General features: G+C 60.3%; 14 protein-coding genes. 7 read left to right on the plus strand and 7 right to left on the minus strand.

Annotated features, from left to right (window positions below):
* Positions 1–6: 6 nt before the first annotated feature.
* Entirely contained in the window at positions 7–612 is a 606-nt protein-coding gene (locus KI231_RS20780) for an arylesterase (RefSeq protein WP_177431411.1), read from the minus strand.
* A gap of 10 nt (positions 613–622) precedes the next feature.
* On the opposite strand from KI231_RS20780, the gene KI231_RS20785 reads away from it, so the two are divergent.
* Genes KI231_RS20785 through greB form a run of 3 tightly spaced genes read left to right on the plus strand, consistent with a single transcriptional unit; the run spans position 623 to position 4342 of the window.
* Positions 623–1306 carry an ABC transporter ATP-binding protein gene (locus KI231_RS20785; RefSeq protein WP_103304726.1) on the plus strand — a complete coding sequence of 228 codons (684 nt, stop codon included), beginning with the start codon at positions 623–625 and terminating at the stop codon, positions 1304–1306.
* The gene (locus tag KI231_RS20790) at positions 1306–3810 is read left to right on the plus strand and encodes an ABC transporter permease (RefSeq protein ID WP_213026209.1); all 2505 of its coding nucleotides are present in this window, start codon (positions 1306–1308) and stop codon (positions 3808–3810) included. Before KI231_RS20785 ends, KI231_RS20790 begins: the two co-directional genes overlap by 1 nt.
* 34 nt (positions 3811–3844) lie before the next feature.
* The gene (gene greB / locus KI231_RS20795; RefSeq protein ID WP_008079921.1) at positions 3845–4342 is read left to right on the plus strand and encodes a transcription elongation factor GreB; all 498 of its coding nucleotides are present in this window, start codon (positions 3845–3847) and stop codon (positions 4340–4342) included.
* Positions 4343–4348: 6 nt separating this feature from the next.
* Here greB and KI231_RS20800 read toward each other — a convergent pair whose 3' ends face one another.
* The 3 genes from KI231_RS20800 to KI231_RS20810 form a co-directional block, all read right to left on the minus strand.
* Entirely contained in the window at positions 4349–4657 is a 309-nt protein-coding gene (locus KI231_RS20800) for a class I SAM-dependent methyltransferase (RefSeq protein WP_213026210.1), read from the minus strand.
* 249 nt (positions 4658–4906) lie between these two features.
* On the minus strand, positions 4907–5341 hold the full coding sequence (locus KI231_RS20805) for a DoxX family protein (protein WP_103304723.1): 435 nt from the start codon (positions 5339–5341) through the stop codon (positions 4907–4909).
* A gap of 112 nt (positions 5342–5453) precedes the next feature.
* A complete protein-coding gene (locus KI231_RS20810; protein WP_103304722.1) occupies positions 5454–6875 on the minus strand; it encodes an MltF family protein in 1422 nt (473 codons plus the stop codon).
* Positions 6876–7111: 236 nt separating this feature from the next.
* Here KI231_RS20810 and KI231_RS20815 point away from each other — a divergent pair, with 236 nt between their 5' ends.
* The 3 genes from KI231_RS20815 to KI231_RS20825 all read left to right on the plus strand — a co-directional run bounded on the left by KI231_RS20815 (position 7112) and on the right by KI231_RS20825 (position 10209).
* Positions 7112–7918, plus strand: a complete 807-nt coding sequence (locus KI231_RS20815) for a TatD family hydrolase (protein WP_213026211.1) — start codon at positions 7112–7114, stop codon at positions 7916–7918.
* Between the two features lie 214 nt (positions 7919–8132).
* On the plus strand, positions 8133–9614 hold the full coding sequence (locus tag KI231_RS20820) for a methyl-accepting chemotaxis protein (RefSeq protein WP_213026212.1): 1482 nt from the start codon (positions 8133–8135) through the stop codon (positions 9612–9614).
* 229 nt (positions 9615–9843) lie between these two features.
* Positions 9844–10209, plus strand: a complete 366-nt coding sequence (locus tag KI231_RS20825; protein ID WP_007908547.1) for a DUF962 domain-containing protein — start codon at positions 9844–9846, stop codon at positions 10207–10209.
* A 1-nt stretch (position 10210) separates the two neighbouring features.
* On the opposite strand, the gene KI231_RS20830 is transcribed toward KI231_RS20825, so the two are convergent.
* The 3 genes from KI231_RS20830 to KI231_RS20840 form a co-directional block, all read right to left on the minus strand.
* Entirely contained in the window at positions 10211–11005 is a 795-nt protein-coding gene (locus tag KI231_RS20830) for an acyl-CoA thioesterase (protein WP_213026213.1), read from the minus strand.
* Between the two features lie 240 nt (positions 11006–11245).
* Positions 11246–12010: a CHAD domain-containing protein gene (locus KI231_RS20835; protein ID WP_213026214.1), complete on the minus strand. Its 765-nt coding sequence runs from the start codon at positions 12008–12010 to the stop codon at positions 11246–11248.
* Between the two features lie 79 nt (positions 12011–12089).
* Positions 12090–12368 (minus strand): hypothetical protein, encoded by a 279-nt coding sequence (locus KI231_RS20840; protein ID WP_064120270.1) that lies wholly within the window; start codon positions 12366–12368, stop codon positions 12090–12092.
* Positions 12369–12584: 216 nt separating this feature from the next.
* Between KI231_RS20840 and KI231_RS20845 the strand changes: the two genes are divergently transcribed.
* Positions 12585–13622, plus strand: a complete 1038-nt coding sequence (locus tag KI231_RS20845) for a patatin-like phospholipase family protein (RefSeq protein ID WP_213026215.1) — start codon at positions 12585–12587, stop codon at positions 13620–13622.
* Positions 13623–13662 lie beyond the last annotated feature (40 nt).

Below are 13662 nucleotides of genomic sequence, written 5' to 3' on the forward strand. Positions count from 1 at the left end.
AAAGCCTCATAACAGCGGTTTTAGCGTCGGCCAGACATTTTCCAGCAACTTGCCCTGAGCCCCGGCCGCCGGGTGCAGACCATCGGCCTGCATCAAGTCCGGATGACCGCCCACGCCGTCGAGGAAAAACGGCACCAGCGGGATCTTTTTGTCGTTGGCGAGTTTGCCGTAGACCTCGGCGAAGGCGTCGGTGTAGCGCTTGCCATAGTTGGGCGGCAATTGCATGCCGAGCAACAGTACCTTGGCGCCGCTCTGGCGGGAGCTGTCGATCATCGCCGCAAGGTTTTGTTGCAATTGAATGGGCGGCATTCCGCGCAGGCCATCGTTGCCGCCCAATTCGAGGATCACCAGTTCCGGCTTATGCTCTGCAAGCAGCGCCGGCAGCCGCGCCTGGCCTCCGGCACTGGTGTCGCCACTGATGGAGGCATTGACCACTTTGTCGTCAAAACCCTCCTTCTTGAGCCGTTGTTCGAGCAACGACACCCATCCCAAGCGGGTATCCAGTCCGAAACCGGCGCTGATACTATCGCCAACGATCAGGACAGTACCCGCCGCTGCGTTCTGGGCCATGCACGTCAAGGCCAGGCCAGCACTCAAAAACCACACACGCATCGGATTCTCCATGGGCGCAAGCATTCTCACCGCGAAGAACCTCAGCAAAGTGGTTCCCAGCGCGGAAGGTGAACTGACTATCCTGCACGAACTCAGCCTGGAACTGAACAAGGGCGACAGCCTGGCCATCGTCGGCGCGTCCGGTTCCGGCAAATCCACCCTCCTCGGCCTGCTCGCCGGCCTCGACCTGCCCAGCAGCGGCGAAGTCACCCTCGCTGGCCAGAGCCTGAGCAACCTCGATGAAGATCAGCGCGCACGTATCCGTGCCGAGCATGTCGGTTTTGTCTTTCAGTCGTTCCAGTTGCTCGACAGTCTTAACGCTTTGGAAAACGTCATGCTGCCGCTGGAACTCGATGGCCGCAAAGACGCCCGCGAGCGTGCCACCGAATTGCTCCAGCGCGTCGGCCTTGGCCAGCGCCTGACGCATTCGCCGCGCCAGCTCTCCGGCGGCGAGCAGCAACGTGTGGCGATTGCCCGTGCGTTTGCCGCCGAGCCTGACGTGCTGTTCGCCGACGAGCCCACCGGCAATCTCGACAGCCATACCGGCGAGCGCATCAGCGACTTGCTGTTCGAGTTGAACAAGGAACGCGGCACCACCCTGGTGCTGGTGACCCACGACGAACGCCTGGCTCATCGCTGCCGGCGCCTGATCCGTCTTGAAGCCGGGCTGTTGGTCGCCCCTCTGGAGCCTTGATGGCACGTCTGCCGCTGTTGCGCCTGTTCAGTCTCGCCATTCGCCAACTGCTGCGCGACGCCCGCGCCGGGGAATTGCGGGTGTTGTTCTTTGCGTTGGTTGTCGCTGTGGCGGCTAGCACTGCCATCGGTTATTTCGGTGCCCGCCTCAACGGCGCGATGATGCTGCGCGCAACCGAGTTTCTCGGCGCCGATCTGGTGCTGGAAGGCAGCTCGCCGGCCCGTGACGAGCAGATCAGGAGTGGCACCGAGCTGCGCCTGAAGCATGCGCAAGTGGTGGAATTCTCCAGCGTTATCGCCACCGACAATGGCATTCAGTTGTCGAGCATCAAAGCCGTCGACCGTGCCTATCCATTGCGCGGCGAACTTAAAAGTGCGCCAGCGCCCTTTGCCGCAGAACAATCCGGCGGTGAACCACAACCCGGCGAAGCCTGGGTCGAAGCCCGCCTGCTGACGGCGCTGGATCTGAAGATCGGCGACAGCATCGATGTCGGCATGAAGACGTTGAAACTGACTCGCGTACTGACTTATGAACCGGATCGCGCCGGCAACTTCTATAGCCTGACACCCCGGGTGATGATCAATCTCGATGACCTTGCCGCCACTGGCGTGGTGCAGCCCGGCAGCCGCGTGAGTTTTCGCGAACTGTGGCGTGGCGAACCACAGGCGCTGGAAACCTATCGGCAATTGATCAAACCGGGCCTGGCGGCGAACCAGCGAATTCAGGATGCCCGCGACGGCAATCGGCAGATTGGCGGCGCGTTGGGCAAGGCTGAGCGCTATCTGAACATGGCCAGTCTGGTCGCGGTTCTGTTGGCCGGTGTGGCCGTGGCGTTGTCGGCGAATCGTTTTGCCAGTCGGCGTTTCGACGCCAGTGCCTTGTTGCGTTGCCTTGGTTTGTCACGCCGGGAAACCATGCTGCTGTTCAGTGTGCAACTGACCGTGCTGGGGCTGTTCGCCGCACTCAGTGGCGCGTTGCTCGGCTGGCTGGCACAACTGGGATTGTTCGCGCTGCTGCATGATCTGCTGCCCAGCGATGTTCCACCGGGTGGTGTGTTTCCGGCGATTGCCGGGATCGGCACCGGGCTGGTGGCCCTGGCAGGTTTCGCCCTGCCGCCGCTCGCCGCGCTGGGTCGGGTACCGCCGTTGCGCGTATTGCGTCGGGACATGCTACCGATTCCATCGAGCACCTGGATGGTTTACGGCGCCGCGTTGGGCGCGCTGGGTCTGATCATGTGGCGCTTGAGTCTTGATCTGCTGCTGACGTTTGCCCTGCTCGGTGGCGGTGTCGTCGCGGCGGTCATCCTCGGCGGGCTGCTGCTGTTGTTGCTGAACAGTTTGCGCCGCCTGTTGGCCCGCGCTTCGCTGCCATGGCGTCTGGGTCTTGGCCAACTGTTGCGCCATCCATTGGCGGCTGCCGGGCAATCATTGGCGTTTGGTCTGATTCTATTGTCGATGGCGTTGATCGCCCTGCTGCGCGGCGAATTGCTCGACACCTGGCAAAACCAGTTGCCGAAAAACGCGCCGAACTACTTCGCCCTGAACATCCTGCCGGCGGACAAACAGGCGTTCACCGATCATCTGATCAAGGTATCGGCGCAAGCGGCGCCGCTGTACCCGGTGGTTCCGGGGCGACTGATCAGCATCAACGGCGAACCGGTGCAGCAAATCGTCAGCAAGGATTCGGCGGGCGACCGTGCGGTGCAGCGCGACTTGAGCCTGACCTGGGCGGCGGATTTACCGGCGGGCAACAAGCTCACTGCCGGCCAATGGTGGCAAGATCAGCCAACCGACGATGTGCCGGGCGTTTCGGTGGAAGGCAAAGTAGCGGAAAGCCTCAAGCTCAAGCTCGGCGATCACATGGTGTTCAGTGTTGGCGGCGTCAATCGTGAAGCGAAGGTCACCAGCCTGCGCGAGATCAACTGGGACAACTTCCAGCCGAACTTCTTCATGATCTTCCAGCCCGGCACCTTGAAGGATCTGCCGGCAACCTACCTGACCAGTTTCTATCTGGCGCCCGGTCACGATCAGCAGATCATCGAGCTGTCGCGGGCCTTCCCGGCGGTGACCATTCTTCAGGTCGAGGCGCTGCTCGAACAGCTGCGCAGCATCCTCGCTCAGGTCACTCTGGCGGTGGAATATGTATTGTTGTTTGTCTTGGCGGCCGGCATGGCGGTGCTGTTTTCCGGCTTGCAGGCAACGTTGGATGAACGCATTCGCCAGGGCGCGCTGTTGCGGGCACTCGGCGCCGAGCGCAAGTTGCTGATCAAGGCCCGACGCATCGAATTCGGCCTGCTCGGCGCGGTCAGCGGTTTGCTTGCGGCCATCGGTTCGGAAGTCGTGAGTCTGGTGCTGTATCGCTACGCGTTCGATCTGCCGTGGCATCCGCATCCGTGGTTGTTGGTGCTGCCGCTGATTGGCGCGGCGCTGATTGGCGGTGCCGGGGTGTTCGGCACGCGTCGGGCACTCAACGCAAGTCCGCTGACAGTGTTGCGCGAGGGTTGATAGACTCCAGCCGTCTTAATCACAAGAAGTTGCCATGAGCCGTTATCGCCCTCCCCGCACCGCCGGCACCGCGCTGATCACCCCTGAAGGTGAAGCGCGGATGCGTGCTGAATTCCATGAGTTGTGGCATGTGCGCCGCCCGCAGGTGACGCAATCGGTCAGCGAGGCGGCGGCTCAGGGCGATCGCTCGGAAAACGCCGAGTACACCTACGGCAAGAAGATGCTGCGCGAGATCGACAGTCGCGTGCGCTTTCTGACCAAACGCCTGGAAGCATTGAAAGTCGTCAGTGAAAAACCCAGCGATCCGAACAAGGTCTACTTCGGCGCCTGGGTGACCATCGAAGACGAAGACGGCAAGCAATCGCGCTACCGTATCGTCGGCCCGGATGAACTTGACCTGAAACTGGGCCTGATCAGCATCGACTCGCCATTGGCCCGCGCCTTGATCGGCAAGGCGCTGGATGCAGAAGTGCGAGTACAAACGCCCACTGGCGAGCAATTCGTCTATATCGTGGCGATCGAATACCTGTAAGGCGTATCAGCGGCGAGTGATCAGGCCCTGTCGTGCAACGCGGGTCAGTTGCTTGATCATCTCCGGCGCATCTTGCGCACACGGCGCCTGAATCACCGCCAGATCAAAACTGTCACTGGCGAAACGCACCAGCGACTCGCCGTCTTCAACAAACTGGATCAGGAACGCGGCAGGACCGCCACTGCGACGTGGCCAGCCATCGAGATAACGCAACAGCGTCGGCTGATGTTTACCGCCAAGGAGGATTTTCGGGTTGCGCTGGGTGATATGTGCCGTGATCGGCGCGGGACGTGCTGGAGGGCGTAGTGCATTCATCGTTTCGTGTCTCTGCCTCAAAAGTCTGCATGGCAGGTGAGAGGCAACACCGAACCAGCGCTTTAGCGGTATTTCGAAGCCCTGTTCCGGCTTCTGACGGCAACTGTTGAAGTCACCTGGCGCCCCGCAAGTAGCTGTTTAAATCGGCGCATGGGCAACATCCTAGAGAACGTGACCGATCAGTGTCAAGAATCAGCCGCAACAAAAAAGGCCCGCACAATGCGGGCCTTTTGGCTTGACCTAGAGCGCTCAACCGGCGATGGCGCGATCCACCGAAAGCTTGCCGGCACCTTCGATCAGTACGGCGAGGCTGCCACCGAGCAGGGCCAGTGCGAACTCGTAGCCGTTGTTGGCCATGAACAAGCCGTTGCTGATGTGCACGGTGAAGATTGCCACCAGCGACAGGAAGGTCAGACCCAGCGCGGCCGGACGCACCAGCAGGCCGATGATCAATGCCAGGCCAGCGAAGAATTCAGTGCCGCCAGCCAGCGTAGCCATCACGTAGCCCGGGTGCAGGCCAATGCTGTCCATGTACTGCGCGGTGCCCGCCAGACCGTAACCACCGAACAGACCGAAAAGCTTCTGCGAACCGTGGGCGGCGAAGATCACGCCGACAGCAATGCGCAGAATGGTCAGACCGTAACCAGCGCGGGTGAACAGTACTTTGTTGATCAGAGAGCTCATGGGGCGTTCCTTGTTTTTGCGAGAAGTTGTGTGTGTTGGTTGGCCGCTATATTAATCAGTTAATTTCATGTTAAAAGCGCAAATATTCCGCCATAACAATCAAATTATTCGATCATTTTCGTGAGACGACTTTCTGCGCCCCGGGCTCCAACGACTCCCGCTCCCGGTCGAACGCCAAGTAATACTTGTTCACGCTATTAACATAGCTGACGGGCCCCATTCCCACCTGCTCCATGGCGATGCGCTCGACCTGGAAGAACCACTGGTTGGGATTCAACCCACGCCGGCGGGCCTCGGCACGCATGCCCTGCACTCGCTCGGGGCCGATGTTGTAGGCCGCCAGCGTGAACGCCATGCGCTCGCGCTCATTGAGTTTTGGGCTGTTGAAGAATTTGCGACGGATCATTGCCAGGTACTTGGCTCCGGCCTGCACGTTTGCATCGAGATTCTGAATATTGTTGACGCCGACCCGTTGCGCGGCGGACGGGGTGATCTGCATCAGGCCGGTCGGGCCACTGCCGCTGCGGGCATTGGGTTGCAGCGCCGATTCCTTGAACGCCAGTGCTGCCAGATTCAGCCAATCCATGCGCTGCGCTTCGGCATGCTTTTGCAGGGTTGGCCGCAGTTTTTCCAGACGCTGGCGATCAGCCTTGGCCAATGGATAGTGAACTTGATAGAGACGGCGATAGATGCGCAGGAACGCCGCGTCTTCGTTCGCCGGTTTCTTGTAACCGGTGAGGAAGCGATCAATGCTCGCGCGCAGCATCGAAGCATCCCGGCGCACGAACCAGTATTCCTCGCCCGGTTCGCTGATCATCACCTGTCGATCAAATCGCAGTTTTGGCAGGATCTTGCCCCAGCGCTCGGCAATCGGTTGCTCGACGATGGTCAGGTGAAAGATTCCGCCCTGGACCATTTCCAGCACGTCTTCGACCGCCAGTGTCGGGTCGACCCATTCGATCTTGATCGGCGCCAGTTTGTGCAAGGCCAGTTTCTGATTGAGCTGGCTGACCGCTTCGCCCGCCGCACTGCCGGTGGGCAACGCGAGGGTTTTACCGGACAGTTGCTCGACCTTGGTGTAGCGCCGCTCGCCCTTGATGCCAACCAGCACCAGCGGCACGTTGCTGGCGATCGGCTCACTGCTGGCTACCGCGTGCCCCGGTTGCAGCTCAAGCAATTCACCCGGCGCGACCAGATCGCCTTCGCCGCGCTGCAATGCACCGAGCAATTGATCCTTGGCTTTGGGAATGATCTTGAGAGTGATTTCCTGACCGTCACGGGCATGACCGTTGAGGTATTGCTCGAAGGCGCGCAGGCGATGGTATTCGATACCGATGGACTGACCCTGGACTTCGCCGGAGCTGTTGCGGCTCTGGTTGACCAGCACCCGCAGCACGCGACTGCTGCGAATTTCCGCCAGATCGCGGACTTTCGCTGCCGGCACGGCTTGTAGCGGCCCGGGCAGGCGCGCAACCGCCGTCATCGGCAGTAGCAACGATCCACACAACAGCAACAAAACCGAGGGACGAACCATCCACTCTCCGAAAAGAATACGGGGCGATTTCACCGCTGAACGGTCGAAATCACCGACGAAAACAGAGCGCCATGAGCGCTGGCAAAGTGCGAGAGACTGGCACAGTAGTGGCAACTTTGCCAAACCGGGCTGCGTCGCGGCATCAAAAGACAGCTATAACTCGTTGTAGTTCTTGGCTTTTCTTATGAATCTACAGCTCTGGTATGCTTTCCGGCCTTCGGCCCGAGGTAGCAACCATGCAACTCATCGATATCGGCGTCAACCTGACCAACCCAAGTTTCGCCGACAAACACCAGGCCGTCCTCGACCGCGCCTATGCGGCCGGGGTCTGCCAATTGGTGCTGACCGGCACCAGCGTCGAGGGTAGCGAGCAAGCACTGGAGCTGTGCCAGCAACTGGATGACGGCGGGCAACGCCTGTTCGCCACCGCAGGGATTCATCCGCATTCGGCCAGTGAATGGAATGCTGACAGCGCCCGCCGTCTGCGCAGTTTGCTGAAGGAAACCAACGTGGTGGCGGTGGGTGAATGCGGACTGGACTTCAACCGTGATTTCTCGCCGCGCCCGCAGCAGGAAAAAGTCCTCGAAGAACATCTGGCACTGGCCGTCGAACTGCAACTTCCAGTGTTCCTGCATGAACGTGACGCCAGTCAGCGCCTGCTGGAAATCTTGAAAGACTTCCGCGATCACCTTCCCGCCGCCGTGGTGCATTGCTTCACAGGCGAGCAAAAGGCGCTGTTCAGTTATCTCGACCTGGACTTGCACATCGGCATTACCGGCTGGATCTGCGACGAACGCCGGGGCACGCACTTGCATCCGCTGGTCAAAGAGATCAAACGCGGACGGCTGATGCTGGAGAGCGATGCGCCGTACCTGTTGCCGCGCACCTTGCGCCCGAAGCCGAAGAATGGTCGCAATGAACCGGCGTATCTGACCGAAGTGCTGCGCGAGGTAGCGTTGCATCGAGGTGAGACCGAGGAAGATCTGGCGGCGCATAGCACTGCGTGCGCCCGCGCATTCTTCAAGCTCCCCAGTCTCTCCTGACACACCAGAATTCCCCCTGTAGGAGTGAGCCTGCTCGCGATGGCGGCAGCTCATTCAACTTTGAGGCGACTGACACACCGCCATCGCGAGCAGGCTCACTCCTACAAAGGCGGGACCCCATCGTCTGTTGACCCATATCAAGATCTGCAGACCTGCGTAGCGGCACAATGCTGGCACCTTGCCAAAACTGTTTCCGCTATCAGAGAAGACCTCCATGGGTGCCTGGCTTAGCAATATCTCGCTGAAATACAAATTCTGGGCGGTCAACGCGGTCGCCTTCGTCACCACCCTGCTGCTGGTGTTGTACGCCGTGCAACTTGAACAGCAGGCCCGCAGCCACGCGGCGCGGGCGTCCGCTCAGGCTCAGGCGCAATTGCTCAAGGCCTGGCCAGTCGGCCAAGCCTTGCCCAAGGCCGATCAGGTGCTGACTTTCAAACGTGGAGAAGCGCCACGCCTCAACGATCAACCGCTGCTGGAGATCACCGACAACCACGGCTGGAACGAGATCAATCACATGCCGCTGTTCGGCGACAACCCGTTGATGGGCGCCGAAGTGTTCAGTCGCGCCGATGGTGAGCAAGTCGCGGTGATCGCCTATGGCCCAAGCCTGACGCAGGTATTCAGCGAACGTTTCGCCAATTACGCGGTGGCCGTGCTCATCCTGATGCTGGCGATGCTCGGCGCTTCGCAACTGTTGATCCGCTTCCTGCTCAGCCAGCTCAACACGTTGAAAGATGTGATGTTGCATGTCGAAAAAAGCGGTGACCTTTCCGCCCGGGTGCCGCTGGCCTGCAAAGACGAAGTCGGGCAGATGGCCAATGCCTTCAACGCGATGCAGGCCGGTTATCAACGCGTGGTGACCACCGTGGCCAACACCGCGCGGCAACTGGATGTCGGTGCCGCGCGCCTGGCATTAAGCATGAACGAAGTGCGTCACGGCATGCTCGGCCAGCAAAGCGAAACCGATCAGGCCGCCACGGCGATCAACGAGATGACCGCCACGGTTTATCACATTGCCCAACACGCCGGCGCCACCCGCGATCTGTCGCAGACCGCTGACGGTCTGGCGGGCAGTGGTCAGCAAGTGGTGGCCCGGGTGCAGCATTCGATTGCCGGGTTATCGAGCGGCGTGCAGCAGACCGCCGAGATGATCCAGCGTCTGGCCGAGGACAGCCAGAAGATCAACGGCGTGGTCAGCGTGATCCACAGCATCGCCGAACAGACCAATCTGCTCGCGCTCAACGCCGCCATTGAAGCGGCCCGGGCCGGCGAGATGGGCCGCGGTTTTGCGGTGGTTGCCGATGAAGTGCGCAACCTCGCCAAACGAGTGCAGACCTCAACCGATGAGATCACCACCATGGTTTCGGCATTGCAGGCCGGCACGCGCGATGCGGTGGATTTCATGCAGGAGAGTTCGTACAAGGCTGACGACTGCGTGCAGCAGGCGCAAGAGGCTGGCGAAGCACTCGCGGAGATCACCGGAGCGGTGGCGCAGATGCGTGAGAGCAACACCCAAATTGCCGTGGCGGCGGAGCAGCAGAGTCAGGTGGCCGAAGAGATGAATCGCGCGGTGGTGAGCATTCGCGATGTGACCGAGAACACCGTGCAACAGACGGTGGATTCGGCGACGACCAGTAATGAGTTGGCGACGTTGGCCGGGGAATTGAGCAAGGCTATCGGGCAGTTGAAACTTTAAGGGCCCTATCGCGGGCAAGCCCGCTCCCACAGAATCACTGGTGTGCACGGAATCTGTGTTCGGTGGAGATCCCTGTGGGAGCAGGCTTGCCCGCGATGGCGTCAGCCGAACCAGCATCAAATATGACCATTGTCCCTATCACTTCAATAGCCAACCTTGATTCGCCGCCCTCCCCGCCCCGGCCTATTCTTCAACCCATGTGTTCAACATGGATCGAGGAGTAGTCAACATGGGCAAACGTCACCCCAACCTTCCCGCGTGGCAATGGCGCGCGTACCCGGGCAATCATCAGCACCCGACCAATCTGGTGCTGCATCTGATTGCCGTGCCGTTGTTCATCGTTGCGTTTCTGCTGATAGTTTCCGGGGTGTTCAGCCTGAGTCTGGCCAGTGTGGCCATCGGCGTGATCGGTATCGTCGCGGCGCTGGGTTTGCAGCGTCACGGTCACAGCCTGGAGGCGCAAGCCTCCGAGCCGTTCAGTGATCGCAAAGATGCCGTGTCACGGTTGTTGGTTGAACAGTTTCTGACTTTTCCGCGCTTCTTTCTCAGCGGCGGCTGGTGGCGCGCCTGGCGTGAGCGCCACCGTCGGCATTGAGTCAGGCGAAGATCGTGACGGTCTGGCGGCTCATCGCAATCAACTGACCTTGCGCGCTCCACAACTTGGCGGCGACGTGGCCGTAACCGTCGGCGGCGTATTCGATGTCGGCGAGGTATTTGCACCAGTCCAGCGTGCTCAGATCATGTAACGGCTGAACAAACTCAATGGTCCAGGTCAACGTGCTACCAGGTGCCGGCTTCTTCAGGTACGGCAGCAACGCCGGTGGCCACGCATCGACCAGCGCCAGCAGATGCGCCTCACTGACCGGCTCTTCCCTCACATCCCCGCGCAACCGCACCCAGCCGCCCATCAGCCGTGATGGAGTACCGGTGAACGGCATGCCGCCTACAGTCCAGCGCATTGCCAGATGGCGCATGAACTCAGGCGTTACGCCTTTGATGTAGGGCAACTCCGGGCATTCGTCCCAGTGTTTCATTTCTGCTGCCGGATAGGCTTCAACCGCCACTTCCGAAGGCCGCGATGCACCGAAGCTGCCTTGCACTATCGTAACCACCTGACCGTTCTGCATGGCGCGCCCCAGCACTTGGCTGACCGCTTTGCCTTCACGCAGCACATCCACCTCGAAGCTCACCGGAACTTCAGGTTCGACCGGGCCGACAAAGGTGATCGCCAGCGAACGCACCGGGCGATCTGCCGGCACCTTGGCGCGCATGGCTTCGTATTGCAGCGCAGCCACCAGACCACCAAAACTGGCGCGGCCCTGACCCCATTCGGCGGGAATGGTCAGTTGCGGATCGCGGCGGACCGCCTCGAGCAGATCACAAAAGCGCATGGCAACCTCGGAAAGCGAAAAGTGAATGCGGGGATCTTAACCAGCCAAAGACAGCGCCGCAGCGTCTATTCCGGTCAAATGCGCTGACAGAAAGGCCTTAAACCCATATCAGCCACACTGAAATCCCTTGTAGGAGTGAGCCTGCTCGCGATAGCGGTCTGACAGCCAACACAGTTGTTGAATGTCAGACCGCTATCGCGAGCAGGCTCACTCCTACAGGGGTTTTGGGTTGATTCAGGATTACTTGAAGCAGGTCGAACTGAGTTTTTCGAGCACGCGATCAGCCTTGGCTTCGGCCTTGAGCATGGTCGACTGCCACGTCGCGACGCAGGGCTGCAAGTCCGCTTCCTGCTCGGCTTTCGCCAGCCACTGCCAGCAATCGTGCCAGTCACCGAGCGCGCCTTGGGCTGACTTCAAACGCTCCAGCGCCGGTTGCGGCAAGCGATCCAGTTCGGGATAGGCTTCGATGCCATAGCGCACGCGCTTGATCAGCAGACGCAGACGATGGCGGTCATGGGCCGGATCGTGCAGCGCCTCGTCGAGTTTCTGCCATTGTTTGCCGAGGCGTTTTTCGATGCGTTTATCCAGCCCCTTGAGCAAGCCTTGACGCTGGGATGCGCGCAGAAAACGCGGGAACGCATCGAGCATCATCAACAGCGAAGCCACCTCCTGACTCGCCGCCAGTGCCGGATAGGCCTCGGCCATTTGCAACAGACGCCGTTGCGCGGCTTCAGGCTGATCGTGTTGAAGCAGATACGCCGCGAGCACTTCGCGATCACGCCACGGCGTGGTCAACTGGCCGACCGCCGACGCCGCGCCCTCCAACTGCTCGACACCCGGCAAACCACGCAACGGCCGCAACAGGCTGCGCAAGCGCCGTACCGTAGTGCGCAGATCGTGCAGCGCTTCGGGGTCGGTACGTGCAGTCAATCGCGCCTGACAGGCCAGCAGCCGCACTTCCAGGCTCAGGACATGGGCCACCAGACGATCAACCAATGCAGACATCACTTGCTCCTGATTCAAATGGCTTTGCGGATGAGTCTGCCGTTGTGTCGCAGCCGCATCCTTGCGCTACGTCAGCAGCTTAGCGTCCGGCGCGGGATTCGCGAATGTAGAAACGCGCCTTCTCGGCCTTGTTGCTGCACCCTTCGAAACCCTCGAATTGCTGTTGGGTCTTGGCGGCCGTCAGCAACGACAGGGCCTTGGAGTAGCTGACCGTACCGGCGAAACCTTCGGCCTTGGCCAGATCCAGTTCATGCCACGCCGCATCGAGCTGGCTGCCACAGCTGTCGCGGTAAGCGGTTTTACCGGCGCAACCGGCCAATGCCAGAGCCATCAACGGCACACAGATCCAGGCTTTCATCACTTACACCTCAAAATAGGTCAACAGTCGTGCAGGTAAGACGGTCAGGCGGCGAAAAAGTGCCTTGCCGGCGCTTGAATCCGCGCAACTGAGAAGGATAGCGCTGAAGGGGCATGCAGTATCGAAAAAACGACGTCAGCGGCGCACTCAACGACTTCGGCGATTGAGCCAGCCCGGCGATGGGTGCATTGTGGAACCTTGTCGGGAGGAAGCTGGATGAAAAAACGAGTCGCACTGGTGCTGGGCTCCGGTGGCGCCCGGGGTTATGCCCATATCGGAGTCATTGAAGAGATCGAGAAACGCGGTTACGAAATTGCCTGCATTGCCGGGTGTTCGATGGGCGCGGTTGTCGGCGGGATCTACGCCGCCGGCAAACTCGACGTTTACAAAAACTGGATCGAAAGTCTCGATTATCTGGATGTGCTGCGCCTGGTCGACGTGAGCTTCCGCCTCGGCGCGATTCGTGGCGAAAAGGTCTTCGGCCAGATCCGCAAGATCGTTGGCGAGATCAACATTGAGGACTTGCGCATTCCCTATACAGCCGTCGCCGCGGATCTCACCAATCAGCAAGAAATCTGGTTTCAGGAAGGCTGCCTGCATCAGGCGATGCGTGCCTCGGCGGCGATTCCCAGTCTGTTTACTCCGGTCATGCAGGGCAATCGGATGTTGGTCGACGGCGGCATCCTCAACCCGCTGCCAATCGTGCCGGTGGTGTCGAGTCACTGCGATCTGATCATCGCGGTCAATCTCAACTCGACCAACCAGCGCCATTACAAATTGCCGGTGATCCAGCGTCCTGCGGCATTTCGCAGCCGGTTCGACAGCCTGATCAGTTCGCTGGGTTCGAAGATGCCGTTCCGCCGGACACAAGCTGAACAGTTACTGCGACTGGAACAGGAAGCCTTGCGCGCCGAGGCCGCCGACATCAACCCGTGGCTCGAAGGCGCCGAACCCGAAGCCCAGCAACCCGCCGCCGCGCCCGAACGCGAAGGCGCGCCGAAATCCGCCACCGGGTCATTCATCATCGACAACGTCGGCCCGGCCTCGCTGCTGGATTTGATCAACCAGAGTTTCGAGGTGATGCAGACCTCGCTGGCGCAGTACAAGATTGCCGGATACCCGCCAGATATCCTGATCAATGTGCCGAAGCGGGTTTGCCGGTTTTTCGAGTTTTACAAGGCGCCGGAGTTGATCGCGTTGGGACGCGAGATTGCGCGGGATACGCTGGATCGGTATGACAGCGAACAGGGATGAGCGCATCAGCAAACCCTAGATATTTTGGTTATATGCAACG

Source organism: Pseudomonas sp. Seg1, from assembly GCF_018326005.1.
In the GTDB taxonomy this organism is placed as follows: domain Bacteria; phylum Pseudomonadota; class Gammaproteobacteria; order Pseudomonadales; family Pseudomonadaceae; genus Aquipseudomonas.

Excerpts from the sequence above, each read along its gene's own strand:
- KI231_RS20780 (WP_177431411.1), bottom strand. The coding sequence starts at position 612 with ATGCGTGTGTGGTTTTTGAGTGCTGGCCTGGCCTTGACGTGCATGGCC.
- KI231_RS20785 (WP_103304726.1), top strand. The coding sequence starts at position 623 with ATGGGCGCAAGCATTCTCACCGCGAAGAACCTCAGCAAAGTGGTTCCC.
- KI231_RS20790 (WP_213026209.1), top strand. The coding sequence starts at position 1,306 with ATGGCACGTCTGCCGCTGTTGCGCCTGTTCAGTCTCGCCATTCGCCAA.
- greB (WP_008079921.1), top strand. The coding sequence starts at position 3,845 with ATGAGCCGTTATCGCCCTCCCCGCACCGCCGGCACCGCGCTGATCACC.
- KI231_RS20800 (WP_213026210.1), bottom strand. The coding sequence starts at position 4,657 with ATGAATGCACTACGCCCTCCAGCACGTCCCGCGCCGATCACGGCACAT.
- KI231_RS20805 (WP_103304723.1), bottom strand. The coding sequence starts at position 5,341 with ATGAGCTCTCTGATCAACAAAGTACTGTTCACCCGCGCTGGTTACGGT.
- KI231_RS20810 (WP_103304722.1), bottom strand. The coding sequence starts at position 6,875 with ATGGTTCGTCCCTCGGTTTTGTTGCTGTTGTGTGGATCGTTGCTACTG.
- KI231_RS20815 (WP_213026211.1), top strand. The coding sequence starts at position 7,112 with ATGCAACTCATCGATATCGGCGTCAACCTGACCAACCCAAGTTTCGCC.
- KI231_RS20820 (WP_213026212.1), top strand. The coding sequence starts at position 8,133 with ATGGGTGCCTGGCTTAGCAATATCTCGCTGAAATACAAATTCTGGGCG.
- KI231_RS20825 (WP_007908547.1), top strand. The coding sequence starts at position 9,844 with ATGGGCAAACGTCACCCCAACCTTCCCGCGTGGCAATGGCGCGCGTAC.
- KI231_RS20830 (WP_213026213.1), bottom strand. The coding sequence starts at position 11,005 with ATGCGCTTTTGTGATCTGCTCGAGGCGGTCCGCCGCGATCCGCAACTG.
- KI231_RS20835 (WP_213026214.1), bottom strand. The coding sequence starts at position 12,010 with ATGTCTGCATTGGTTGATCGTCTGGTGGCCCATGTCCTGAGCCTGGAA.
- KI231_RS20840 (WP_064120270.1), bottom strand. The coding sequence starts at position 12,368 with ATGAAAGCCTGGATCTGTGTGCCGTTGATGGCTCTGGCATTGGCCGGT.
- KI231_RS20845 (WP_213026215.1), top strand. The coding sequence starts at position 12,585 with ATGAAAAAACGAGTCGCACTGGTGCTGGGCTCCGGTGGCGCCCGGGGT.